The organism is Aeromonas sp. 604176, assembly GCF_049170755.1.
GTDB classification, from domain to species: domain Bacteria; phylum Pseudomonadota; class Gammaproteobacteria; order Enterobacterales; family Aeromonadaceae; genus Aeromonas; species Aeromonas veronii_A.
Genome location: NZ_JAAKNE010000043.1, coordinates 1 through 23,467, shown reverse-complemented (window position 1 = coordinate 23,467; position 23,467 = coordinate 1). Strand labels below are relative to the sequence as shown.

The window sequence follows — 23,467 nt, the reverse complement described above, 5'->3', positions numbered from 1 at the left end:
GGTGTAAAGGAGTCATAACAATGAAACTATCCCTCTCCATCAAGGCTGTCGTGCTGGGCCTGTTGTTCTCTCTGCTGGCGGGTTGTCAGAGCACCCCCAGGGGGTTGACCCCGGAACAGCTGGCAGTATTGAAGGAGCAAGGTTTCTATCTGACCGATGAGGGCTGGACACTGGATCTGGCCAACCGGGTGCTGTTTGCCAACAATGTGGGTGAACTCAATCCGCAGACCCGGCTGATAGTGGAAAAACTGGGCAAGGCCCTGCTTGGGGTCGGGCTCGACAAGGCGAGGGTGGATGGCCATACCGACAATACGGGCGAGAGCAGCTACAACCAGCAGCTCTCTCTGAAACGAGCCCAATCGGTGGCAGATGTGCTGATCTCGGTGGGGATGATGCCCGCCAATCTTGAGATCCGTGGCCGCGGTGAGACGGCCCCGGTTGCGGACAACAAGAGCGCAGCCGGACGAGCAGAAAACCGCCGGGTTGCCATTGTGATTGCCAACCAGTGATCTCTATCCGGCAGCATGCCGTGTGCATAACAAAAGAGCGCCCCGAGAGGCGCTCTTTTTGATCCGGCGACACTACTTCCCTGTGTCGACCTCGCTGTGCTTGCGCAAGCGGATGTTGATCATCTCCACCACCAGCGAGAAGGCCATGGCGAAGTAGATGTAGCCTTTCGGTATGTGCAGATCCATCCCCTCCGCCATCAGGGCAAACCCCACCAGGGTGAGGAAGGAGAGGGCCAGCATCTTGATGGTGGGGTGGTCATCGACGAAATCGCCAATAGACTTGGCGGCAAACATCATGATGAAGACGGCAATCATGATGGCCAGCACCATCACCGGCACGTGATCGGCCATGCCGACCGCGGTGATCACCGAGTCCAGGCTGAACACTATGTCCAGAATGGCGATCTGGATCAGGGTGCTGATAAAGCCCGAGGCCGCTTTGCTGACGCGCTCCGGCTCGGCGGCGCCTTCCAGAGTGGCGTGGATCTCGTGGGTACTCTTGCCGATAAGGAACAGACCACCCAGCAGCAGGATGAGATCGCGGCCCGAGATAGCCTCGTTCAGCACGGTGAAGAGCGGTTCGGTGAGACGCATCACCCAGGCGAGCGAGAGCAGCAACAGGATCCGGGTGCCCATGGCGAGCCCCAGACCCAGAATGCGCGCTTTTTGGCGCTGAGCCTCCGGCAGGCGGCCGACCAGGATGGAGATAAAGATGATGTTGTCGATGCCCAGCACGATTTCGAGCAGGGTAAGGGTCGCGAGAGCAACCCAGGCGGAGGGATCAAGAACCCATTCCAGCATGATTGAACCTTGATTGAACATTGGTTGGAAAAATGAAGGTGCGAATTCTAGCAGGGGTATCACCGCTTGTCCCAGAGGGACGAAAAGATAAAAATGGTGCCCATTGCAAGGGAGGCAGGCATGTTTCGATTAGGGTTCATCATTAATCCGCTCGCCGGGATTGGCGGCGCAGTGGGGCTCAAGGGGAGTGACGGCGTGGTGGATGAGGCGATTGCTCGTGGCGCTGTGCCCAAAGCGCAGGAGCGGGCGCGGCAAGCGCTGTTGCCACTATGCGAGCTGAGCGTCCCGTTCGAACTGCTGACGGTGGCCGGAGATATGGGGGAGACGGTGGCCCGCTCTCTGGGATTGCCCTGTCGGGTGATCTATCAACCGGCCGGGGAGAGCACCTCGGCCGATGACACCCGCCATGCTGCCGGGCTGATGCGCGAAGCCGGGGTCGATCTGCTGCTGTTTGCCGGTGGCGATGGCACGGCGCGGGATATCTGCGCCGCGGTGGGGGAGTCCTGCCATGTGCTCGGCATTCCCGCGGGGTGCAAGATCCACTCCGGCGTCTACGGGGTGACGCCCGCTGCCAGCGGGCGGGTGGTGGCGCGGATGATCGCAGGGGAACTGCTCAGCCTGATCGATGCCGAGGTGCGCGACATCGACGAGGAGGCGTTTCGCGCGGGCAAGGTGCGGGCCCGCCACTACGGCCAGCTGAAGGTGCCCGGTGATCTGCGTTATGTACAGGCGGTAAAACAGGGGGGCAAGGAGTCCGAAGAGCTGGTGTTGGCGGATCTCGCCGCCGGTGTGGTGGAGCAGATGGAGCCCGATACCCTCTATCTGATGGGCTCCGGCAGCACGGTGGCAGCCTGTATGGCAGAGCTCGGTCTGGAAAATACTTTGCTCGGTGTGGATCTGGTGGAAAATGGCCGACTTATCGGGCAGGATCTCAGCGCCGCCGAGATCCTGACCCGGATCCGCGGCCGTCGCTGCCGACTGATCATTACCCTGATCGGCGGACAGGGACATCTGTTCGGGCGCGGAAATCAGCAATTGAGTCCTGAGGTGATTCGGTGTGTCGGGCTGGAGAATATCCAGGTGCTGGCAACCAAAGCCAAGCTTGCCGCCCTTGCGGGCAGGCCGCTGCTGGTGGATACCGATGATCCGCAATTAAACCGGGCGTTACGCGGTTATCTGCGAATAACCACGGGATACAAGGATCAGGTCATCTACCCGGTGGCCAACCCGGAATAGGACGCCAAGGACGCTGCTGGCCTGGCGCCAGAGAGCTGCAATCAACCGGATTGCGGTTCCATACCCCCGAATTTTTTGCCGCAAATGAGGCTGCGTTACATGACGATTCACGATTTTGAGCACAAGTTGTTGGGACTGATCGACAGCATGGTTGCCACCGCGACCGATGATGAGCTGTTTGCGGGGGGTTACCTGCGAGGTCATATCTCATTGGCCGTTGCCCGGGCCGAGCTGGAAGGCAAGACCCTGGTGCGGGACGTCAAGAGCTATGTGCTGCGCAGCCTCAACGAGGCGATCTTGCAAGGTGAGCTCTCGGAAGAGGATGAGAAACTGGTGCAGGCAATGTGGATTCGTTTGCAACAAGACGCAGAAGCTTGATCGGATACACAATTCAAACTGAAGTTTGAGTTTATTCTTCCCCTGAAGTTAGTGAAAGGTTAATAATAAGTTTCGCCTTTTGTTTCAGGGATTAAACTATGGCCTCCTCCTCACGCATTGCCAATAAACTGCCGCTCGAGATGCTCTATCACTGGGAGCGGCAGTGTCCTGATCGAACCTACCTGCGTCAAACCATCAACCGCGAATATGTCGATTTCACCTGGGGTGAAGTGGCCGATGAAGCGCGGCGGATGGTGACGGCCTTGCGTCACCTCGGTCTGGTGGCCGGTGACAAGGTGGCGCTGCTCTCCAAGAACTGCGCCCAGTGGTTTATCGCCGATCTGGCGATGCAGATGGGGCAGTATGTGAGCGTGCCCATCTACCCGACTGCCAACGTCGATACCATCGAATATGTGCTGCGCCATAGCGAGGCCAAAGCGATCTTCGTCGGCAAGCTGGATGACTGGAAGAGTCAGGAGGCTGGCGTACCCGCCGATCTGCTGCGCATCGCCTTCCCCTATGACACCATGCCGGCCAGCCACCAGTGGGATGACCTGCTGGAGGCGCACGAGCCGATCCCTGACAGCCCGGTGCAGGCCCCTGACTCCCTGCTGAGTCTGGTCTACACCTCTGGCAGTACCGGCAAGCCGAAAGGGGCCATGCTGAGCGTCGAGCGCTACGCCTGGTCGTGCGAGAAGCTGGTGGAGACGGTGAGCCTGAGCCAGGCCGATCGGGGCTTCTCCTACCTGCCGCTGGCCCATATTACCGAGCGGGTCTACATCTATGGCGGCAGTCTCTATGGCGGCGCTACCATCGCGTTCCCCGAATCCCTCGACACCTTTATCGAAGATGTCAAACGCTGCCGTCCCACCGTCTTTATCTCGGTGCCGCGGCTGTGGGCCATGTTCCGCATCAAGATCCACGAGAAGCTGCCCCAGAACAAACTCGAACTGCTGCTCAAGATCCCGCTTATCTCCGGCCTTATCAAACGCAAGCTGCAAAAGGGGTTGGGACTGGATCAGGCCCGGGTACTCGGCTGCGGCTCCGCGCCTGTCTCCCCTGCGCTGCTTGAGTGGTATCTGAGCATTGGCCTCAAGGTGACGGAAGCCTGGGGCATGACCGAGAACCACGCCTACTCCACCATCAACTACCCGTTCCGCGCCGACAAGATCGGCACCGTCGGCAAGGCGGGGATCGGAGTGACCATCAAGATCTCTGACGAGGGGGAGATCCTCTGCCGCTGCGAAGGGATGATGCTGGGTTACTACAAGGATCCCGAGCACAGCGCCGAGGCCATCGATACCGAGGGGTGGCTCCACACCGGCGATATGGGCAAGCTGGACAAGGAGGGTTATCTCACCATCACCGGCCGGATGAAGGATGTGTTCAAGACCGCCAAGGGCAAGTATGTGGCGCCGGTGCCCATCGAGGGGCAGCTGGGGCAGGAACCCATCATCGAACAGCTCTGCGTGATTGGTTACGGCATGCCGCAGCCCATTGCGCTGGTGCAGCTGGCCGAGAGTGCCATGAAGGGCAATCGGGAGGAGGTCAACGCCAGACTGGAAGCGGCGCGGGTGCGGGTCAACGATCAGCTGGAATCCCATGCCAAAATTCGCGGCATTCTGGTAGTGAAGACACCCTGGAATATCGAGAACGGCGTGCTGACCCCCACCATGAAGATCAAGCGTCACCTGCTGGAGCAAAAATATGCCCATGTCGGGGAGCGCTGGCCCTCATCGCAAGTGGTGGTGTGGGAGGAGTAAATCCCGCATTTTCCACATCGCGACAAACAACAACGGCCCTTGATGGGCCGTTCTTGTGTCTGGGTGTTATCACTCGCAGCAATTTGGCGGGCAAGTGAGAAACTCGCTCCCGGTTAGATCTGCGCCAGCGCGGCTGCCAGATCGGCGATCAGGTCGTCCGCATCTTCCACCCCGATACTGAAGCGGATGAGGTCGTCATTGACCCCGGCGGCGAGGCGGCTCGCCTCGTCCATGGCGGCGTGGGTGGTACTGGCCGGATGGCAGGCAAGACTCTCCAAATCGCCCAGACTCACCGCCTGCACGAACAGTTGCAGGTTATCGAGCAGGGTGGCGCAACGTGCAAACCCGCCTTCAAGTTCAATACTCACCATGCCGCCAAAGCCGCTGGCGAAGGCGCCGAGGGCATCGTGGCCCGGATGATTGGCAAGCCCCGGGTAGATCACCTTCTTCACCGCCGGATGTGCCGCCAGAAACTCGGCCACTTTCTGGGCATTGTGCAGGTGGGCATCCATCCGCAGCGGCAGGGTCTTGACCCCGCGTTGCAGCAGGTAGGCCTCCTGCGGGCCGATGGGGGAGCCGATATGCTTGAGGGCCACGGTGCGGATCGACTTCATCAGGGCGTGAGAGCCCGCCACCACCCCGGCGATGATGTCGCCGTGGCCGCCCAGATATTTGGTACCGCTGTGCATCACCACGTCGACCCCGAGCTCCAGTGGGCGCAGCAGGTAGGGGGTAAGGAAGGTGTTGTCACACACTGTGATAGCGCCCACCTTGCGGGCCGCGTCCACCACCAGTCGCGGATCTACCACCTTGAGGGTGGGGTTGGTCAGGGTTTCGAACAGTACCACCTTGGTGGCGGGGCGGATATTGGCCAGCAGATCCCGGTCGCTCTCGTAGGCGGTGACCTTGATGCCGGCGCGGCTGAAGGTCTGCTTGAGGAACGCATCGGTGCCGCCGTAGAGCGGGCCGATATAGGCCACCTCATCGCCGCTGTCGGCCAGGGCATACATGATGGCGCTCACCGCCGCCATGCCGCTCGCCACCACCAGTGCTTCATCGGCACCTTCAAGCGCCGCCAGCTTCTGCTCCAGCTCGGCGGTGGTGGGGTTTCCAAAGCGGCTGTAGATAAAGCCGGGGGCCTGACCTGCGAAACGATCCTTGCCCGCTTGAGCGTTGAAGTAGCTGAAGGTGCTGCTCTGGTAGAGCGGGGTGGTGAGGGCGCCGGTCTGGGGGTCGATCCGCTGGCCGCTGTGTACGCTCATGGTTTTGAATTTCATCGTGTTGCTCCGTGATGGCCAGGCTCTGGCCATGACTTGTTTTGTTGTTCGTTGCTTGTTGTTTTTGTCAGCGCGGGTATGTGCATGCGGCTTGTGGCTTATGCATATACCCGCCTGCGGATCTTTACGCTGCTTAGGCCGTTATCGCTTCGCTTTCAGTGCGCGGGAGGCGAGCGGGTTCCACCGGCCCATAGTGCCGCGCCGCCACATCCGGGTGGGAGCGCAGCCGCCCTTTCAGCACGTTCTCCCCCACCTGATAGAAGAGCGGGTTGGTCGGGTCACTCTCCGGCCCTTGCGCCTGCGCTGCCAGTTCGGGTGAGAGGGTGAGCAGGGGCACGGTGGCATCGAGCCGCGCCGCCATAAAGAAGGCGCAGGAGAGGCGCGATACGCCGGACGGCGGGCTCACCACCCGATGCAGGGTCGCCTTGAGATAGCCGTTGGAGGCCAGCTCCAGCAGCTCGCCGATATTGACCACCAGCGCTCCCGGCAGGGGGGGCGCGGAGATCCAGCCGTCGGCCGTCTCGACCTCAAGCCCTGAATGATTGTCCTGCATCACCAGCGTCAGGTAGCCGGGATCCTTGTGAGCGCCGACCCCCTGACTGCTGCCGCCCGCCTCTTGCCCCGGGTAGTGAATGAGCTTCATGTGCTGGTAGGGGGCGCCGCGAATACTGTCGTCAAACACGTTGGACGGTTGCTCCAGCACCTCGGCGAAGGCCGCGAGCAGGGTGAGGGTGATATCGCTCAGCCGCTCCTGCCACGCCAGTAGATGGGCTTTCATCTCTGGCAGGGCGCTTGGCCACTGGTTGGGGCCGATCAGCCGCTGCCAGGGTTCACGGATCAGGGCCGCAGGCAGGGCTTGCGCCTCATTCATGATATCGAACTGCTCTCGCAGATCCGGCCGCTGGCGGGTCAGCTCGGCACCGACCCGGTTGTAGCCGCGAAAGTGGGGGCTGTTGACCATCTGCACCGCCAACTTCTCCTGCTCCGGCAGAGCAAAGAAGCGCTCTGCCAGCGCCAGGGTCTCTAGCATCTCAACCTTGCTCAAGCCGTGGCCGACCAGATAGAAAAAGCCCACATCGCGGGCGGCCGCGGCCAGCCTGGCCAGCATAGGGCGACGCACCTCGGGCGCCCCGTTGAGGGCAGCCAGATCGATGATCGGCAGTGGTGAATGTTCCATGTGCACCTCCTCACTCTTTCGTTATCTCTGGCGCCATCTCTTGCACTGCCTCCGCTGTTGGCAGACCTGATAAGCGGCAAACGGGATGGCGCGACAGTGTGGCGCCATCTGGGATAAAGGGGATGCTACTGTTCGGTGTTATAAGACGGAAACAACAAATTATTCTTAGTTATATACAAAATTCGAAATGGAATTCGGCGCCTGATAGGCTGAAGGTTTTTTGCGCAGCCATTGCGGGGTAAAGGGGCAACGATGAGGGGGAGAGTGATAACCAGAGGCAAGCTGCCAGCGGCAAAAATGACCAAAACAGAAAATGGCCAAAACAGAAGGGAGGCGGATGCCTCCCTTCTGGTTGAGCGGTTTTTCACCTGACCGAAAGCACAGGCGAGTGACCGTGCATTCTGGCCTTAACCGATTGCTGGCTCTCAGTAACCCAGGGTAAAGCGCTGGCGCTGGTGAGCCGGTTTTTCCACCTCGTTCAGCACACCGTCAGCCAGATCACCGGCGGTGATCCCGGCAGGCTGTTCGCCGCTGAACAGCACCTGATCGCCACCAATCCGATAGCCGCCGCGCTTCTCGCCCGGTTCGAGGAACACCGGGGGAGAGACAAAGCGCCAGTCGAGGGTGGTTTCATGACGCAGGGCGGTGAGACCGTCGCGGGCCGCCAGCGCCCCCTGTTTCCACTCGGCCGGAAACTCAGGGGTATCCACCAGTTGCACGCCGGGGGCAACCTCCAGACTGCCGGCGCCACCTACTACCAGCAGCCAGCTGTTGGCCGCTTTGGCTGCTGCGACGATCGCGTTGGCGCCCTTGAGGTACTGGTCGTAGATATCCGGTGTGGTCCAGCCCGGGTTGTAGGCGCTGATCACCCGATCGTGCCCCTTGAGCACCTCGGCCAATGCCTGCGGGTTTTGGGCATCTACCGCCACGGCGGTGACCTGCGGATGGGCGGCCACCTTGCTGACATCGCGGACGATGGCGGTGACGTGATGGCCGCGGCTGATGGCTTCGTTCAGGATGGCTGAACCGACAAAACCACTGGCACCGATCAGGGCAATCTTCATGGGGAACTCTCCTTCACTGTTGGAATGGGGCTATCCTACGCCGCCATTTATGATTTAATAATCACCTCAAAAATGCATTCACTTATAAGCTGGATTTAATAATGGAACAGCTCAGACGTTACGCCATCTTCGCCGCTGTGGTGGAAGCGGGCAGCATGACAGGGGCGGCCAAATCCCTTGGCATGACCCCCTCCGCCGTCAGTCAGCATATCAGCCAGCTCGAAAGCCTGCTCGGACTGCCCCTGCTCCATCGCTCCACCCGTCGTCTCAGTCTGACCGAGGCGGGAGAGGTGGTGTGGCAAGGGTGTCGGGCGTTGCAGCAGACTCTGAGCGAGACCGAACTGCGCCTCTCGGAGGTGCGCGACGCCCTGCTCGGTGAAGTGCGGATCACCGCCCCGGTGGGGATGGCGGGCCAGCCGCTGGCGCTGGCCCTCTCACCGCTGCTGCAGGCCCACCCCGGCCTCACCATCCAGATCATCGCCGACGACGAGAAGCGGGATCTGATTGCCGAGCGGATCGACGTGGCGCTGCGGGTCGGCACCTTGCCTGACTCGACCCTGGTGGCCCGCAAACTGGGGCAGACCCGGATGCTGCTCTGCGCCGCCCCCGCCTATCTGGCGCGCAAGGGAGCGCCGCGCACGCCCGCCGATCTGGCCACCCACGACTGGCTCTGCGGCGACATGCTGGGCAACGGTTTGCTGCTGCTTGACGAGAAGGGGGGCGAGCACAGGGTGAGGTTCAAGGCCAAGGTGCTCTGCAATAACGTGTTGCCCCTGCGCCAGTTTGCGCTGGCGGGGCAGGGGATCTCGCTGCAACCGGAGGGAGAAATTGGCGAGGATCTGGCGCAGGGGCGTCTGCTCGAACTGTTGCCCGGTTTTCGGGTGCAGCCGATGGAGATCCACGCTATCACGCCGCAGCGGGAGATCCCGGAGAAGGTGCGGCGGGTGGTGGAGGCGCTACGCAGCTACTTCGCAGGCACTTCCTGACACATATCAATGCAGCTTGGCCTAGCTGTCAGTTGGGCTCTTGCCCGCCAATGGGCTGGCGGCGCCACAGATAGAGTCCGATTGCCAGCAGCAAGCCGCCCAGAAAGAGCCAGCGAGCGCTCCCCCAATGGCCGCTGTCCGTCATCAGGGCCGCCAGCAACAGGGGCCCCAGCAGCTGACCGAGGTTGGCGAGCTGGACAAAAAAGCCTTGCACGATGGCCAGTTGCACCGGCCCCTGACTCACTCCCTGCGCGGACGAGAGGATCGCCGGCGGCGCCATGCCACCCGAAAGGGAGAGGACGAGGCACAATCCATAGGCCCACCACGGCGACAGGCCGGGCCAGAAGGCGAGCATGCCGCACAGCGCCATCAGACCCAGTGCCCAGCTGATGAGCCGATCTCGTGCCACGCCCCAGCGCAGCAGCCATGCCCCCATCAGGTTGCCGGGAATATTGGCGACCACCGCCAGCGCCGAAAGCAGGGCGATCTGGCTTTGGCCAATCCCGGGGCTGCCTTGCAACATGGTTGGCAGCCAGACAAAGAGCGCCCAGAGCATCAGGCTGTAGAGCGTGAACGCCAACCCGTAGCGCCAGAGTGCCTTCTGCCGGAGCACCGTGAGCTGGCGCAGCGGGTGGCCCGAGTTGATCGAGTTTTGGGATGCCCAGACCCGCAGTTTATCTGCCGAGCGACTGGCGAGCAGAAGCAGCAGGGCAGAGAGTTGCGGGATCATCAGGATCAGCCAGGCCAGTCGCCAGCCACCTTGCGCCGTGAGCCAGGGAGTGAGCAGCATACCCGCCGCCGCCCCGAGGGGCAGGTTGACTGCCCACAGGCTCAAGGCCAGTCGCTTATCCTCCTCCCGGGTCACCACCACGATAAAGGCGGGCATGGCCACCGAGACCAGCAAAAAGCCAATCCCCTCGACAATGCGCGACAGCAGCATCATGGCCAGCCCGGTGGCGGGCAGCGCCAATGCACCGCCTGTGACGATAACCAAAAGCCCCACAACCCCGGTTTGCCGCCCACTCCAGCGGATCAGCAACAGGCCGAGAAAGAGGCTGAAGAGGATCGCCAGCGTATTGAAGGCCGAGGCGAGATAGCTGGCTTCGACCAGTGTCAGCCCCAGCTCGCTGCGCAGTATGCCGAGCACGGCGGGCACTTTGCCAAGGCAAAGGGCGCCGCTGGCACCGGCAAAAATGGCGAGAAAGACCAGAGGCCAGCGCGTGCTTTGTGGCTGGTGGCCAGCGAGCGTGCTCATGGCCGATATTGGCCGTTGCGTAGCCACTCATCGTTGAGCTGACCAAATTCGCCGCGCTGATAGGCATGCAGCCGATCTGCAATGGCGTCGTGGCTGTTCATGACGAAGGGGCCATGTTTGACCAGGGGTTCATTGAGCGCCTGGCCTGAGAGCAGCACGAAGTGGCAGGGCTCGGTGGCCTCAAGCTGCAGAGCCACCGCCTCGCCGCCCTCGGCAGAGAGGCTGACACCCATCCCGTGACCTGCCGGGATGAGGTGCCGCTCTCCCTCCGCCTGCAGGGTCAGCGATCCGGTCAGGGGATATATCATGGCATTCCAGCCTGCCGCCAGCAGATGGGTGAAGCGGCTGCCGGGCGCGCAATGGCCATCGAGCAGGGTAAAGGGTTGGGGCAGCTCTGCCGAGTGTGGCGCCGTTATCCCGTTGCTGTGGCCTGCGACCACCCGTACTCGCACCCCTTCGCCATGAAACTCGGGGATGTTGGCAGCGGCTGCGTGGACGGCAAAAGGCGACATCATCTTTTGACGGGCAGGCAGGTTGACGAAGATCTGCAGGGCGTGGACATAGGGCGATGCCCCCTCCGGCTGCTCGGTATGTACGGCCCCGCGCCCGGCCGCCAGCCAGTGGAGCGCCCCCGGTTCGATGGGGCCCTGATTGCCGAGGGAGTCGTAGTTGACGTGGGGGCTCGTCGAATCCTCGAACAGATAGGTGACGGCAGAGATCCCGGCATGGGGATGGGGCTCGAAGGTGGGGGCGGTCATTTGGAAGTGATCCACCATCACCACGGGGTCTATCAGACCGTTGAAAAAGTGTTCGCCAAAATGGCTGGCTGCAAAGCCGCTGCCAATGCGCAGCGGTTGGCCCTTGACGGGGGCGGAGAGAGTCAGGCGTCTGGTCATCGATATAACCTCTTGAAGATAAAAGATGCCTTCGGTCATCTGACCGAAGGCGGGGCGAGTTACGACTTCTTGGCACCCTCTTGCATCTGCCACACCAGGGTGGCGAAAGGCATGTCGAGGGCGCTGTAGACATCGTGCGCCTTGGGGTCGACGTTGCTGCGCAGCATCTCGACCGCGGCAGAGGCGTAGTCGGTGACCGGGATACCGGCCCCCAGCAAGCGTTGCAGCCCAGTGGTGCGCTTGGCTTCGTTGAAGGTGCCGGAGGCATCGAGCACCACCCGGGCATCATAGCCGGCAGCCTTGGCAGAGAGGGCCGGGAAGCTGGCGCAGATCTCGAGGGATACCCCGGCGATGATCAGCTGTTTGCGGCCGGTCTTCTCAATGGCGGCGCGCACGGCAGGATCGTCCCAGGCGTTGATGACGGTGCGGTTGATCACCTTCACATCCGGCAGGGCACTGGTCAGTTCAGGCATGGTGGGGCCCCACATGCCATCGGGCATGGTCGCGGTCACGATCACCGGCACGCCGAGGGCGCGGGCGGCGTTGGCCAGCGCCACCACGTTGTGCTTGAGCTCGCCCACCGTGGTGTCGCGCACGCCGCTCAGCAAGCCGACCTGATGGTCGACCAGCAGCAGTACCGCATTGTCTCGGGAGAGCATCTCCAGATAGCGGTTGGGTGATACGGTCGGGTGGCTGGTAGCCTCGGCGGCCATGGCCGGTGTCACTGTGGTGGCCAGGGTGGCGGTCAGGGTCGCCAGACCGAGCAGGGTGGCAGAGCAGATTTGTCGCAGTTTCATGGTGAACTCCTTGTGATATTGGAACAGTCAAACGGCCCTTGCTGGTGGGGCGGATTGCCCGCGCAGCAACCGTCTGATGGGGACAGGGCCATTATGATGGCTGCAAAAATGGCGACAATCTGGTGAAATAGGTTCTTATCGTTCCATTGGTGGAACGATGTGAATGATCCTCACCCTGACCAAGGCTGCCCGATGACACCACTGGAACTTGATTTGAATGATCTCTATCTCTTCACCCATGTGGTGCAGCGACAGGGATTCACTGCCGCCGCGCGTGCGCTTGGCGTGCCCAAGTCGCGGATCTCGCGCCGGATCCGGCTGCTGGAGGAGCGGTTGGATACCCGGCTGCTGCAACGTACCTCGCGCCAGCTCAGCCTGACCGATGCCGGTGAGGTGCTTTATCGCCACTGTCAGGCGATGCTGGCCGAGGCGCAGGCCGGAGAGGCGGCTGTGCGGCAACGGCAGCAGGAGCCGAGCGGTCTGGTACGGATCAGCGTGCCCATTACCATGGCCGATGCGCTGCTTGCCCGCTTGCTGCCCGCTTTTATGGCGCAATACCCCAAGGTGAGACTCGCCGTGCAAGCCAGCAATCGGCAGGTGGATCTGCTGGAGGAGGGGCTGGATGTGGTGATCCGCGGGGTGGCCTTCGAGCAGCCCCCCTCCAGTCTGGTGCAGGTGCCGCTCTGTACGGTGCAGTGGGGCGTGCTGGCTGCCCCAACGTGGCTCTCTCGCCACGATGCGCTGGCGCATCCACGCCAGCTGGAAGGAGAGGATGCCCTGCTTTTCAGCTCGCTGGAGCGTCAGGCCGATCTGTTGCGGCTGCGACACGACAGTGGGGAGAGTGAGGAGGTGGCGGTCAATGTGCTGTTGCGCAGCGACAATGTGCAAACCCTCAAACAGGCGGCGCTGGCGGGGCTCGGGATGGTGGGCTTGCCACTTTACGCCTGCGTGGGTGAGTTGGCGGATGGGCGGCTGCAACAACTGTTGCCCGAGTGGCGTCCCAAAGATGGCAAGCTGGTGATGCTCTACCCAGCGCGGCGCGGCCTGTCACCGGCGGTCAGAGCCCTCATCGATTTTATCAAGGCAAAGTTGCCTGCACTGCTGGCAGAGGTCGGCCAGCCTCGCTGAGGGAGCTATCCCTCCATCTTGGTGCGAATGCGCTCGAACAGACTCTGCAGGCAGGCTTGATCCCGATCGGCGGCCCGCACCGCGCCATACATATGGCGACGAATACCGCTCCCGAGGGGGCGGGCGCAGAGCATCCCCTGTCTGACAAACTCGTCGCTGGCCCAGCGCGGCAGGGCAGCGACCCCGAGCCCGGCGGCGGCCATCTGCAGCATTACCGAGGTGTTGTCCACCGGCTTGCAGCGGGCGGGCTCCACCCCGGCGGGCTGCAAAAAGCGGCTGAAGATATCCATGCGGCTGCGCTCCACCGGATAGACCAGCAGCACCTCCGCCCCCAGATCGCCCGGCTCGATGCGGCTCTGGTGGCAGAGGGGGTGATCCGGCGCCATCACCAGAGTCAGATCAAAGGAAAACAGCGGCTCGAAGTGGAGATCGCCGCGGGCCTGCACGTCCGAGGTGAGCAGCAGGTCGAGCTGACCGCCGAGCAGAGCATTGATGGCATCAAAGCCCGGCACCGACTCCACTTCCAGATCCACCCCAGGCCACTGGCGGCGAAATTCCGGCAACAGCGGCAGCAGCCACTGGATGCAGCTGTGGCAATCTAGCGCCAGATGCAGCCTGCCCGCATCGCCGCTCTGCAAGGCCTGCAGCTGTTTCTCGGTCTGGGTCAGGGCGGGCAACACCTGACGGGCGAGGGCGAGCAGCTGGCTGCCCGCTGCGGTCAGCACCAGCGGGCGGCTCTTGCGCAGGTAAAGCTCCAGATTGAGACGGGTCTCCAGCTCTTTGAGCTGGTGGGAGAGGGCGGACTGGGTGAGGTTGAGGGTCAGCGCCGCACCGGCCAGCGAGCCGTGCTCGGCCAGCGCGGTCAATGTTTTCAAGTGTTTGATCTCTATCCCTGCATTGCTTGGCACTGCCATAAGATGGCTCCTTGTGAGATTGCGTATGGCGCTGATGCGGCTGTCGGGGGTGGCTTGGCCTCCTGCCGTCTTGCTGTTGCGCTTCTTAACACATGCAAGAACGGGCCTCTGTATCCTCGCGGTGAACCTGTTCGGCGGTCAGTTGAGGATTATTTGAGAGCCAGTTGAAGAGGATTCAATAGCCAGCGTCACCTTATCTTGTCATTTTGGATGTGTAAACATCTGGACGGCTAAATCATCCAGTTTCCCATCAGATGAATGAGCATAAGGAAATGAACCTATGACACGAGCACACACCCTGGGCTTCCCCCGTATCGGCGCCAAGCGCGAGCTGAAATTTGCCCTCGAATCCTACTGGCGTGGCGAGACCACTCAGGCCGAACTCGTTGCCGTGGGCAAGACGCTGCGTGAGCGCCACTGGCAGGCACAGCACGGCGCCGGGGTCAATCTACTGCCGGTGGGCGACTTTGCCTGGTACGATCAGGTGCTTGGCACCAGTCTGCTGGTGGATGCAGTGCCTGCCCGTCACCGTCATGGCGAGACCGATCTCGACACCCTGTTCCGGGTGGCCCGCGGCCGTGCGCCGACCGGCCCGGCGGCGGCCGCCGCCGAGATGACCAAATGGTTCAACACCAACTATCACTATCTGGTGCCGGAATTCAGCCGTGACCAGCGCTTCAAGCTGGGCTGGAGCCAGCTGTTTGACGAGGTGGAAGAGGCCAAGGCGCTGGGGCTGCCGCTCAAGGCGGTGCTGCTGGGGCCAGTCTCTTATCTGTGGCTGGGCAAGGAGAAAGAGATCGGCTTCTCCCGTCTTGAACTGCTCGATCGCCTGCTCATCGTCTATCAGGAGATCCTGGCGAAACTGGCTGCACAAGGGGTGGAGTGGGTACAGATCGATGAACCTGCGCTGACGCTGGACCTGCCGGACGAGTGGCGGCTGGCCTACCTCAACGCCTACGAGCGCCTCGCGGGCCCCTGCAAGCTGCTGCTCACCACCTATTTCGGTTCAGTGACTCATCAGCGCGACATTATCACCAGCCTCAAGGTAGATGGCCTGCATCTGGATCTGGTGGCCGCCCCCGAGCAACTGGAGACCCTGGTGCCGCATCTGCCCGCCCAGTGGGTCATCTCAGCCGGGGTGATCAACGGCCGCAACGTCTGGCGTGCCAATCTGGCCAAGCTGGCGCCGACTCTGAAGGCACTGAAAGCCAAACTCGGCGAGCGGCTCTGGGTGGCCTCCTCCTGCTCATTGCTGCACAGCCCGGTGGATTTGACCCTGGAGCAGGAGCTGGATCCCCAGACCCGCAGCTGGTTCGCCTTCGCCTTGCAAAAATGTTTCGAGCTGGGACTGCTCAGAGAGTATCTGGATGGGGGCGAGCTCGACAAAATCACCGCCTACAGCCAGCCCATCGTCGATCGGGAGTCTGACAGCCGCGTCCACAAGAAGGCGGTGCAGTCACGGCTCGCCAGCCTCACCAACGGCGATTTTGATCGCCACAGCCCCTATCCGGTCAGGGCCGAGCTGCAGCGCTCGGATCTCAAGCTGCCGCTGCTGCCCACCACCACCATCGGCTCCTTCCCGCAGACCTCGCAGATCCGGGTATTGCGGCAGGATTGGCGCGCCGGTCGCATCGATGACAGAGCCTACGAGGCGGGCATTAAGGCGGAGATCCGCGATGCCATCGCGCGTCAGGAGGCCATCGGGCTGGATGTGCTGGTGCACGGCGAGGCCGAGCGCAACGACATGGTGGAGTATTTCGGTGAGCTGCTGGATGGCTTTGCCATCACCCGCTTCGGCTGGGTACAGAGCTATGGCTCCCGCTGCGTCAAGCCGCCGGTGATCACCCGTGACATCGACCGCCCGATCCCCATGACCCTGGCGTGGACAAAGTTTGCCCAGAGCCTGACCGACAAGCCGGTCAAGGGAATGCTGACTGGCCCCGTGACCATCCTCTGCTGGTCTTTCCCGCGCGAAGACGTGAGCCGCGAGCAATCTGCCCTGCAAATCGGGCTGGCCATTCGCGACGAGGTGGCTGACTTGGAAGCCGCCGGCATCAAGATCATCCAGATCGACGAACCGGCGATCCGCGAAGGGTTGCCGCTGCGCAAGCAGGATCATCAGGCCTATCTCGACTGGGCGGTGCGCGCCTTCCGTCTGAGCGCCAGTCCGGTGGCGGACAGCACCCAGATCCACACCCACATGTGCTACAGCGACTTCAACCTCATCATCGAGGCGGTGGCGGCGCTGGATGCGGATGTGATCACCATAGAGACGAGCCGCAGCCAGATGCAGTTGCTCGAAGCGTTCGAGCGCTTCAACTACCCCAACGAGATTGGCCCGGGCGTCTACGACATCCACTCGCCAAATGTGCCGAGCCAGAGCTGGATTGAGGGGTTGCTGCGCAAGGCGGCCAAACAGATCCCGGCCGAGCGGCTCTGGGTCAACCCGGATTGCGGCCTCAAGACCCGCGGCTGGGAAGAGACAGAAGCCGCCCTCAAGGTGATGGTCGATGCCACCAGGGCGCTGCGCGCCGAGCTGGCCTGATCAGAAGGTCGTAGCCGCCATCGATAAGGTGGCGTGCTGACAAGCTGACGGGAGAGGGGAAGCCACTGCTTCCTCTCTCTTTTTTCGTTGGCCACTTTCTCCACTGGATCCTGAACCTTGCCGCAGCCCGCTTTGCACTAGGCTCAGAGGTGGCAGGAGTGGATGGAGTCGCGGCCATGGGTGTAGGTATGAGGATCGCAATCCTGTGGGGATTGCTGATGTGGCAGAGTGCATGGGCGGCGCCAGCGGCCGAGTTGAAGATGGTCTATTTTGACGACTTTGCCCCATATTCGTGGCGTGACGAACAGGGCAAGATGCGCGGGCTGATGATCGACGTGATGGAGCGGGTTGCGGCGCAAATGGGGCTGCGGGTGCACCACGAAGGCTATCCGTGGCAACGGGCGCAAAAAATGGTGCGTCTGGCGCAGGCCGATGGTTTCGTGACCGTTGCTACCCGCGAGCGGCGCAGCTATACCCTGGTTGTGGAAGAGCCGGTCACCATGACGACCCTGACGATATTTACTCCGCGCGCTCATCCCCATATGCAAGAGTTCCTGCAAGCCAAACGCCTGGGCGATCTCAAGGCGTTCACCTTTCTCGACTATCTCGGCAATGGCTGGGGCAAGGAGAACCTGGCCAGCTTCACCGTTCATCACACCATCAATGTTGATAACGTCTTCAAAATGCTGGCTGCGGGTCGGGGGGACCTGATGGTGACAGACCCACTGGTCGCACGCTTCAAACTCAACAAGCTGGGGCTGGCCAATCAGGTGGTTGAAGTGCCACTCGTGCTTGAGTCGACTCCGTTCAATCTCTGCATCGGCAAGCACTCCCGCTTCAATACCCGGATAACCGAGTTCAACCGTGCCCTGCAACAGCTGCGACAAAGCGGCGAGTTGGCGCGTATCGTCGAACGCTATCGTTGATGCGTTGCCGCCATCTGCGGTTTGCCAAGGTTTGCCAAGGGCGTGTCTATCTTGGCGTCATATCGGCGATGGTTGCCCAGAAGGCATCGATCAAGGGCCCCTTGCTGTGGGGCGGACGGATAAGGCCAATGGTCCAACAGGCTTCCCCGTCTCTCAAGGGGAGGGTGAGCACATCCGGGTGCTCTATGGTGGTGGAGGAGGGGACCAGGGTCCAGGCGATCTCTGCTGCCGCGGTGGCGACGCCAGCGGCAAAGTCGTTGACGTACTGGATATCGCGAAAACGCAGCCCGCTCTGGGCCAGATAGTTCATCAGGTGATCGTAAAACGACGGGGCCTTGTCCCGACGGAGGATCGCCAGCGGCTTGTCCACCAGATCCGCCAACTCCCTCACATCGCGGTAGCTGGCGGGCAGCACGGCGACAAAGTGTGCTTCGACCACCGGCAGGGCGTGCCACCCCTTGGGGGCGGGCAGGCGGCAAAAACCGAGATCCAGCTTGCCTTCACTCAGCGCCAGCAGCTGGTGGTGGGTAGAGAGATCGTTGAGCTCTATGGTCACTTGCGGCCGCTCGGCGCGAAAACGGGCGATGGCGGCGGGCACCAGGATTTTGGTGGCCACGCCAAAGCCGATGCGCAGGGTGCCGACATTGCCCGCCAGCACGTCGCGGGCGGTGCGCGAGAGCTGCTCGCTCTGGATGACCACAGCGCGGGCATCTTCATACAGCGCCCTGCCCAGTCCGGTGAGGCGAGTGGTGCTGGCGTTGCGCTCGAACAGCTCGCCGCCCAGCTCCTCCTCCAGTCGCCTTATCTGTTTGCTCAGGGCCGACTGGGTAACGTGCTGACGTACCGCCGCCTGGCCGAAGTGCAGCACCTCCCCCAGAGTGACGAAGGCTTTCAGATCCCGTAGCTCCATCAGGGCTCCTTTCATTCCTGTTGGGAATGTTGAGTGGTCATATTTGTCATTGGACGGAATTTTAGAAGTGATGGATGCTTATGCCAATTCATTTCGGGTGCCCCGGCACGGGGGCGCCGAGTTATCAGAGATGGCTGACACCATCAGCGCAGAAGGAGCAACACCAGATGCATCACCACAAGTTCAACGACTTCCCGAGCGATTTTCTGTGGGGCGCCGCCTCCGCCGCCTATCAGGTGGAGGGGGGCTGGAATGCCGATGGCAAGGGGCCCTCGGTGTGGGATCTCTTCACCAAGCTGCCGGGCAAGACCTTTGAGGGGAGCAACGGCGATGTGGCGGTGGATCACTACCACCGCATGGAAGAGGACGTGGCGCTGATGGCCGAGATGGGGCTCAAGGCTTACCGCTTCTCGGTGAGCTGGCCACGCATCTATCCCACCGGTCGCGGTGAGGTGAACGTGGCGGGTCTGGCCTTCTACGAGAAGCTGATCGACACCCTCTTGGCCCACCAGATCGAACCGGTGCTGACCCTTTATCACTGGGATCTGCCGCAGGCGCTGCAGGATGAGTACGGCGGCTGGGAAGATCGACGCATTATCGAGGATTTTGAGCGCTACTGCGTGACCCTCTATCAGCGTTTTGCCGGCAAGGTGAAGTACTGGGTGTCGCTTAACGAGCAGAACTACAACCTGACCAACGCCTATCAGCTCGGCACCCATCCGCCCGCCGTGCAGGATCGCAAGCGCTTCTTTGCCGCCAACCATATCGCGTTTCTGGCCAACGCCCGGGTGATCAAGGCGTTTCGCCAGCATGTGCCAAATGGCCTCATCGGCCCGAGCTTTGCCTACTCCCCAGCCTATCCGGCGTCGTGCGATCCGAAAGATATGCTGGCCTACGAGAACGCCGAGGAGTTCAACAACCTCTGGTGGCTGGATGCCTACTGCTTCGGCCGCTATCCGCAGGCGGCGCTCGCTTACTTGCGGGAAAACGGCGAGGCGCCGGAGATCCTGCCGGGCGATATGGAGTTGCTGCGAGAGGGGACGCCCGACTACATCGGCGTCAACTACTACTACACCCTGACCTACACAGATAACCCCTTGGGCGGTCAGACCCTGCAGCGGATCAACACCACCGGCAAGAAGGGCACTACCCCGTCCAGCGGCATCCCCGGCCTCTACAAGACGGCACCCAATCCGCACCTTGAGACCAGCAACTGGGACTGGGCCATCGACCCGACCGGGATGCGCATCGCGTTGCGTCGCCTCTCTTCCCGCTATGGTCTGCCGCTGATGATCACCGAGAACGGCCTTGGCGAGTTCGACAAGCTGGAGGCGGGCGACAAGGTGAACGATGAGTACCGCATCGATTACCTGCGCAGCCACGTCAAGGCGTGCCAGGAGGCGATGCAGGATGGGGTGGAATTGCTCGGCTACTGCGCCTGGTCGTTCACCGACATCCTGAGCTGGCTCAACGGCTACCAGAAGCGCTACGGCTTCGTCTATGTGGAGCGTGACGAGCAGGGGGGCTCCCTTCGCCGGATCAAGAAGGCGAGCTTCCACTGGTACAGCCAGGTGATCGCCAGCCAGGGCAAGCAGCTCTGACGGTTTATCGCGTCGCGTAACCAGCGGGCCCGGGCAATCCCCGGGCCCGTGCTGTTTGTGGCGGGGGAGAGGGGGCAAGCCGGTTTCTCACCGTGCGACTCATCCCTGTTTGCTGATTTTTGTCCTGCCAAAGCCGCCGACCCCTGCTATTATCTGCGGCCGAACATGAGCCAATAAAAATCAGGATATCGTGATGACTGACCACACTTTTATTCCCGGCAAGGACGCGGCGCTGGAAGACTCCATCGAACGCTTCCAGACCAAGCTGCAAGCTCTGGGCTTTGATATTGAAGAGGCCTCCTGGCTCAACCCCGTGCCGAACGTCTGGTCGGTGCATATTCGGGACAAAGAGTGCGCCCTCTGCTTTACCAACGGCAAGGGTGCCAGCAAGAAGGCGGCCCTCGCTTCTGCCCTTGGCGAATATTTCGAGCGTCTCTCCACCAACTACTTCTTCGCCGACTTCTATCTGGGCGAGCAGGTCGCCAACGGCGATTTCGTTCACTACCCGAACGAAAAGTGGTTCCCCATCGAGGGTGACCAGTTCCCGGCCGGTCTGCTCGACAGCTTCACCCGCAAGTTTTACAACCCGGATGGTGAAGTGACCGCCGACATGCTGGTGGATCTGCAGTCAAACAACGAAGAGCGCGGTATCGTCGCCCTGCCGTTCGAGCGTCAGTCCGATCACGAGACCGTCTACATCCCGATGAACATCATCGGCAACCTCTATGTCTCCAACGGCATGAGCGCCGGCAACACCAAGACCGAAGCGCGCACCCAGGCGCTCTCCGAGGTGTTCGAGCGCCACGTGAAGAACAAGATCATCGCCGAGGCCATCAGCTTGCCGCTGATCCCGGACGAGGTCATTGCCCGTTATCCGGGGATTGCCGCCTCCATCGCCGCCCTCGAAGCGGAAGGCTTCCCCATTTACAGCTTCGATGCCTCTCTGGGTGGCCGCTATCCGGTCATCTGTGTGGTGCTGCTCAACCCGAGCAATGGCACCTGCTTTGCCTCCTTCGGTGCCCACCCGCGCTTCGAAGTGGCCTTCGAGCGTACCGTCACCGAGCTGCTGCAGGGCCGCGGTCTCAAGGATCTCGACGTGTTTGTGCCGCCGTCATTCGACAACGAGCAGGTGGCGGATCACCACAACCTCGAGACCCACTTCATCGACTCCTCGGGCCTTATCAGCTGGGACCTGTTCAAGCAGGATGCGGACTTCGAGTTTGCCGACTGGGATTTTCGTGGCACCTCGCAGGAGGAGTTCGATCACCTGATCGGCATCTTCCACGAGTTGGAGCAGCCGGTCTATATCGCCGACTACGAGCATCTGGGTGTCTACGCCTGCCGCATCCTGGTGCCGGGCATGTCCGACATCTATCCGGCCGAAGATCTGCTGCTGGCCAACAACAATATGGGCGCCAACCTGCGCGAAGTGATCCTGGCACTGCCATCACTGGATTGGGATGCCGAGCAGTACATGGCGTTGTTTGATCAACTGGATGAAGAGGGGCACGACGAGCGTACCCGTGTACGCGAGCTGCTGGGCATCGCCGCTGCCAAGGGTACCGCGCTGCACACCCTGCGCGTTGGCGAGCTGAAAGCCATGCTGGCGCTGGCCGCCGGTGAGCTGGAGACTGCTCTCGATCTCATCGATTGGACCATGGAGTTCAACCAGTCAGTGTTCACTGCCGAGCGTGCCAGTTACTACCGCGCCCTGCGTGCCTGCGTCGAGTTGTTCCTCGACGAGGAGCGGGATCCGGAGCAGTATCGCGCCGTCTTCACTCGCATGTATGGCGAAGAGACGCTGGCACAGGCATGGGCTAACGCCACTGGCGAAGCACGCTTCCACGGGCTGGAGGCGGCCGACCTGTCGCTCTCCCAGTTCCCGCTGCACCAGAAGCTGCTGGCGGCTTACGAGAAGCTGCAAAAGGCCAAGCGAGCCCATCACTGGGCGTGATTGTTGCTGTAAAGGAAGGGGCCGAGTGGCCCCTTCTGTTTATCGTGCGGCAAGGCACGGGATAGTTATTCAAAGATGAAATAAAAAACAAAAAATACCCCTAAGGGGGTTGATGGCAGGGCAGGGGATGTGCTGGCGATCTGCAAAGATATCTTGCCAATACCATATTTCCATGATCGAAAATAAATTCTTTAAAATCATTGCATTAAAAATGTGACATTTCTGTTTCAGCTGATACCTGGTGTAAAGTGGCGTAGCCATCGCACTAAAATATTTGTAGTAAAATTACATTCGCACTCTGATAAACTTGATCAATGTCAATTTTGGCTATTTGGCCCTTTGTTATGATTTCAACAGGCAAAACATTCAGGTAGAAAATAATTGAAAGCTGAATCTCCATTCGATTGTCTCAAGCCCGAAGCCATCGCTGCACTGGCTGAAGACATCACCTATGCCAAGGCCACCAAGCCGGCATACAAGGTCATTCCACTGGCCATCACCGCAGGCGCTTTCATCGCCATCGCGTTTATCTTCTACATCACAGTGACTACCGGTACCGGTTCCATGCCTTGGGGTATGGCCAAACTGGTTGGCGGTCTCTGTTTCTCTCTCGGCCTTATCCTCTGTGTGCTGCTCGGTGCTGAGCTGTTCACCTCCACTACCCTGACGCTGGTGGCCAAAGCGGCCAATCGCATCAGTTGGGCACAGCTGCTCAAGAACTGGGGGCTGGTCTACTTCGGCAACCTGATTGGCGGTCTTCTGATGGTGGCGCTGATCATTGTTTCTGCCGAGTACACGGCAGCTGACGGCCAGTGGGGTCTGAATGCCCTGAAAGTGGCCCAGCACAAAATTCACCACACCTTTTTCGAAGCCGTTGCACTGGGTATCCTCTGTAACCTGATGGTATGTCTGGCTGCCTGGATGGCATTTGGTGCCCGCAGCGCGACTGACAAGGTAGTGGTTATGTTGCTGCCGGTTGCCATGTTCGTTGCATCAGGTTTCGAGCACAGCATCGCAAACATGTTTATGATTCCGGTTGGCATCGCTATCCATAGTGTGGCTGGCCCGGAGTTTTGGCAGGCCATCGGCCAGGATCCGGCAACCTTTGCTGACCTGACCGTATCCAACTTCGTCCTACACAACCTCATCCCCGTGACCATCGGTAATATCATCGGTGGTGGCGTGATGGTTGGTCTGACTTACTGGTTTATCTTCCGTCGTCATCATTAAGGATGATTGCGGGATACTACATCAATACCGTGTGAGGTAATGAAAAATGGCAGAACTTAACGAACAGTTCCAAAAAGCATGGGAAGGCTTCGCGGCCGGTGAATGGCAGACCTCTGTCAA

General features: G+C 61.1%; 20 protein-coding genes. 11 read left to right on the top strand and 9 right to left on the bottom strand.

Annotated elements, in window-relative coordinates:
• Positions 1 to 20 precede the first annotated feature (20 nt).
• Positions 21 to 509: an OmpA family protein gene (locus G5358_RS09970; RefSeq protein WP_227342665.1), complete on the top strand. Its 489-nt coding sequence runs from the start codon at positions 21 to 23 to the stop codon at positions 507 to 509.
• 72 nt (positions 510 to 581) lie between these two features.
• Here G5358_RS09970 and G5358_RS09965 read toward each other — a convergent pair whose 3' ends face one another.
• Positions 582 to 1,310 carry a TerC family protein gene (locus tag G5358_RS09965; RefSeq protein WP_265783861.1) on the bottom strand — a complete coding sequence of 243 codons (729 nt, stop codon included), beginning with the start codon at positions 1,308 to 1,310 and terminating at the stop codon, positions 582 to 584.
• 120 nt (positions 1,311 to 1,430) lie between these two features.
• Here G5358_RS09965 and G5358_RS09960 point away from each other — a divergent pair, with 120 nt between their 5' ends.
• From G5358_RS09960 to G5358_RS09950, 3 genes are all read left to right on the top strand, one after another.
• Positions 1,431 to 2,546 carry an ATP-NAD kinase family protein gene (locus tag G5358_RS09960; protein ID WP_216978926.1) on the top strand — a complete coding sequence of 372 codons (1,116 nt, stop codon included), beginning with the start codon at positions 1,431 to 1,433 and terminating at the stop codon, positions 2,544 to 2,546.
• A gap of 99 nt (positions 2,547 to 2,645) precedes the next feature.
• A complete protein-coding gene (locus G5358_RS09955; RefSeq protein ID WP_139740389.1) occupies positions 2,646 to 2,924 on the top strand; it encodes a YfcL family protein in 279 nt (92 codons plus the stop codon).
• A gap of 98 nt (positions 2,925 to 3,022) precedes the next feature.
• A complete protein-coding gene (locus tag G5358_RS09950; RefSeq protein ID WP_265783859.1) occupies positions 3,023 to 4,687 on the top strand; it encodes an AMP-binding protein in 1,665 nt (554 codons plus the stop codon).
• Between the two features lie 113 nt (positions 4,688 to 4,800).
• On the opposite strand, the gene G5358_RS09945 is transcribed toward G5358_RS09950, so the two are convergent.
• The 3 genes from G5358_RS09945 to G5358_RS09935 all read right to left on the bottom strand — a co-directional run bounded on the left by G5358_RS09945 (position 4,801) and on the right by G5358_RS09935 (position 8,205).
• Entirely contained in the window at positions 4,801 to 5,964 is a 1,164-nt protein-coding gene (locus G5358_RS09945; RefSeq protein ID WP_421324027.1) for a trans-sulfuration enzyme family protein, read from the bottom strand.
• A 133-nt stretch (positions 5,965 to 6,097) separates the two neighbouring features.
• Positions 6,098 to 7,141, bottom strand: coding sequence for an isopenicillin N synthase family dioxygenase (locus G5358_RS09940; RefSeq protein ID WP_421324026.1), 1,044 nt, complete (start codon positions 7,139 to 7,141; stop codon positions 6,098 to 6,100).
• Positions 7,142 to 7,566: 425 nt separating this feature from the next.
• Positions 7,567 to 8,205: an NAD(P)-dependent oxidoreductase gene (locus G5358_RS09935; RefSeq protein WP_115521834.1), complete on the bottom strand. Its 639-nt coding sequence runs from the start codon at positions 8,203 to 8,205 to the stop codon at positions 7,567 to 7,569.
• Positions 8,206 to 8,306: 101 nt separating this feature from the next.
• On the opposite strand from G5358_RS09935, the gene G5358_RS09930 reads away from it, so the two are divergent.
• Positions 8,307 to 9,191, top strand: coding sequence for a LysR family transcriptional regulator (locus G5358_RS09930; RefSeq protein WP_421209255.1), 885 nt, complete (start codon positions 8,307 to 8,309; stop codon positions 9,189 to 9,191).
• Between the two features lie 28 nt (positions 9,192 to 9,219).
• On the opposite strand, the gene G5358_RS09925 is transcribed toward G5358_RS09930, so the two are convergent.
• Genes G5358_RS09925 through G5358_RS09915 form a run of 3 tightly spaced genes read right to left on the bottom strand, consistent with a single transcriptional unit; the run spans position 9,220 to position 12,139 of the window.
• Entirely contained in the window at positions 9,220 to 10,446 is a 1,227-nt protein-coding gene (locus G5358_RS09925) for a CynX/NimT family MFS transporter (RefSeq protein ID WP_421324025.1), read from the bottom strand.
• On the bottom strand, positions 10,443 to 11,342 hold the full coding sequence (locus tag G5358_RS09920) for a pirin family protein (RefSeq protein WP_421324024.1): 900 nt from the start codon (positions 11,340 to 11,342) through the stop codon (positions 10,443 to 10,445). The genes G5358_RS09925 and G5358_RS09920 overlap by 4 nt, the downstream gene beginning before the upstream one ends.
• 59 nt (positions 11,343 to 11,401) lie before the next feature.
• On the bottom strand, positions 11,402 to 12,139 hold the full coding sequence (locus G5358_RS09915; protein ID WP_245097607.1) for an isochorismatase family protein: 738 nt from the start codon (positions 12,137 to 12,139) through the stop codon (positions 11,402 to 11,404).
• Positions 12,140 to 12,331: 192 nt separating this feature from the next.
• Here G5358_RS09915 and G5358_RS09910 point away from each other — a divergent pair, with 192 nt between their 5' ends.
• Positions 12,332 to 13,267, top strand: a complete 936-nt coding sequence (locus tag G5358_RS09910) for a LysR substrate-binding domain-containing protein (protein ID WP_041210333.1) — start codon at positions 12,332 to 12,334, stop codon at positions 13,265 to 13,267.
• A gap of 5 nt (positions 13,268 to 13,272) precedes the next feature.
• On the opposite strand, the gene G5358_RS09905 is transcribed toward G5358_RS09910, so the two are convergent.
• Positions 13,273 to 14,181: a LysR substrate-binding domain-containing protein gene (locus G5358_RS09905; protein WP_421324023.1), complete on the bottom strand. Its 909-nt coding sequence runs from the start codon at positions 14,179 to 14,181 to the stop codon at positions 13,273 to 13,275.
• A gap of 280 nt (positions 14,182 to 14,461) precedes the next feature.
• On the opposite strand from G5358_RS09905, the gene metE reads away from it, so the two are divergent.
• Both metE and G5358_RS09895 read left to right on the top strand, forming a co-directional pair.
• Positions 14,462 to 16,726, top strand: coding sequence for a 5-methyltetrahydropteroyltriglutamate--homocysteine S-methyltransferase (gene metE, locus G5358_RS09900; protein WP_421324022.1), 2,265 nt, complete (start codon positions 14,462 to 14,464; stop codon positions 16,724 to 16,726).
• A gap of 218 nt (positions 16,727 to 16,944) precedes the next feature.
• Entirely contained in the window at positions 16,945 to 17,652 is a 708-nt protein-coding gene (locus tag G5358_RS09895) for a substrate-binding periplasmic protein (protein WP_421324028.1), read from the top strand.
• Between the two features lie 46 nt (positions 17,653 to 17,698).
• Here the strand turns inward: G5358_RS09895 and G5358_RS09890 are convergent, their stop codons facing one another.
• On the bottom strand, positions 17,699 to 18,562 hold the full coding sequence (locus G5358_RS09890; protein WP_021231364.1) for a LysR family transcriptional regulator: 864 nt from the start codon (positions 18,560 to 18,562) through the stop codon (positions 17,699 to 17,701).
• A gap of 167 nt (positions 18,563 to 18,729) precedes the next feature.
• Between G5358_RS09890 and G5358_RS09885 the strand changes: the two genes are divergently transcribed.
• The 3 genes from G5358_RS09885 to focA all read left to right on the top strand — a co-directional run bounded on the left by G5358_RS09885 (position 18,730) and on the right by focA (position 23,347).
• Entirely contained in the window at positions 18,730 to 20,163 is a 1,434-nt protein-coding gene (locus G5358_RS09885) for a glycoside hydrolase family 1 protein (protein WP_368216812.1), read from the top strand.
• Positions 20,164 to 20,356: 193 nt separating this feature from the next.
• A complete protein-coding gene (ycaO, locus tag G5358_RS09880) occupies positions 20,357 to 22,117 on the top strand; it encodes a 30S ribosomal protein S12 methylthiotransferase accessory factor YcaO (RefSeq protein WP_005352574.1) in 1,761 nt (586 codons plus the stop codon).
• Positions 22,118 to 22,498: 381 nt separating this feature from the next.
• Complete coding sequence (gene focA, locus G5358_RS09875; protein ID WP_041210327.1) at positions 22,499 to 23,347, top strand: formate transporter FocA; 849 nt, start codon at positions 22,499 to 22,501, stop codon at positions 23,345 to 23,347.
• The last annotated feature ends 120 nt before the right edge of the window (positions 23,348 to 23,467 follow it).

What these genes read in the sequence shown, in the direction of transcription:
- G5358_RS09890 (WP_021231364.1), bottom strand. Translation starts at nt 18,562, where the DNA reads ATGGAGCTACGGGATCTGAAAGCCTTCGTCACTCTGGGGGAGGTGCTG.
- G5358_RS09930 (WP_421209255.1), top strand. Translation starts at nt 8,307, where the DNA reads ATGGAACAGCTCAGACGTTACGCCATCTTCGCCGCTGTGGTGGAAGCG.
- G5358_RS09960 (WP_216978926.1), top strand. Translation starts at nt 1,431, where the DNA reads ATGTTTCGATTAGGGTTCATCATTAATCCGCTCGCCGGGATTGGCGGC.
- G5358_RS09895 (WP_421324028.1), top strand. Translation starts at nt 16,945, where the DNA reads ATGTGGCAGAGTGCATGGGCGGCGCCAGCGGCCGAGTTGAAGATGGTC.
- G5358_RS09885 (WP_368216812.1), top strand. Translation starts at nt 18,730, where the DNA reads ATGCATCACCACAAGTTCAACGACTTCCCGAGCGATTTTCTGTGGGGC.
- G5358_RS09940 (WP_421324026.1), bottom strand. Translation starts at nt 7,141, where the DNA reads ATGGAACATTCACCACTGCCGATCATCGATCTGGCTGCCCTCAACGGG.
- G5358_RS09945 (WP_421324027.1), bottom strand. Translation starts at nt 5,964, where the DNA reads ATGAAATTCAAAACCATGAGCGTACACAGCGGCCAGCGGATCGACCCC.
- G5358_RS09915 (WP_245097607.1), bottom strand. Translation starts at nt 12,139, where the DNA reads ATGAAACTGCGACAAATCTGCTCTGCCACCCTGCTCGGTCTGGCGACC.
- G5358_RS09910 (WP_041210333.1), top strand. Translation starts at nt 12,332, where the DNA reads ATGACACCACTGGAACTTGATTTGAATGATCTCTATCTCTTCACCCAT.
- G5358_RS09970 (WP_227342665.1), top strand. Translation starts at nt 21, where the DNA reads ATGAAACTATCCCTCTCCATCAAGGCTGTCGTGCTGGGCCTGTTGTTC.
- G5358_RS09965 (WP_265783861.1), bottom strand. Translation starts at nt 1,310, where the DNA reads ATGCTGGAATGGGTTCTTGATCCCTCCGCCTGGGTTGCTCTCGCGACC.
- G5358_RS09950 (WP_265783859.1), top strand. Translation starts at nt 3,023, where the DNA reads ATGGCCTCCTCCTCACGCATTGCCAATAAACTGCCGCTCGAGATGCTC.
- G5358_RS09935 (WP_115521834.1), bottom strand. Translation starts at nt 8,205, where the DNA reads ATGAAGATTGCCCTGATCGGTGCCAGTGGTTTTGTCGGTTCAGCCATC.
- G5358_RS09925 (WP_421324025.1), bottom strand. Translation starts at nt 10,446, where the DNA reads ATGAGCACGCTCGCTGGCCACCAGCCACAAAGCACGCGCTGGCCTCTG.
- G5358_RS09955 (WP_139740389.1), top strand. Translation starts at nt 2,646, where the DNA reads ATGACGATTCACGATTTTGAGCACAAGTTGTTGGGACTGATCGACAGC.
- G5358_RS09905 (WP_421324023.1), bottom strand. Translation starts at nt 14,181, where the DNA reads ATGGCAGTGCCAAGCAATGCAGGGATAGAGATCAAACACTTGAAAACA.
- ycaO (WP_005352574.1), top strand. Translation starts at nt 20,357, where the DNA reads ATGACTGACCACACTTTTATTCCCGGCAAGGACGCGGCGCTGGAAGAC.
- metE (WP_421324022.1), top strand. Translation starts at nt 14,462, where the DNA reads ATGACACGAGCACACACCCTGGGCTTCCCCCGTATCGGCGCCAAGCGC.
- G5358_RS09920 (WP_421324024.1), bottom strand. Translation starts at nt 11,342, where the DNA reads ATGACCAGACGCCTGACTCTCTCCGCCCCCGTCAAGGGCCAACCGCTG.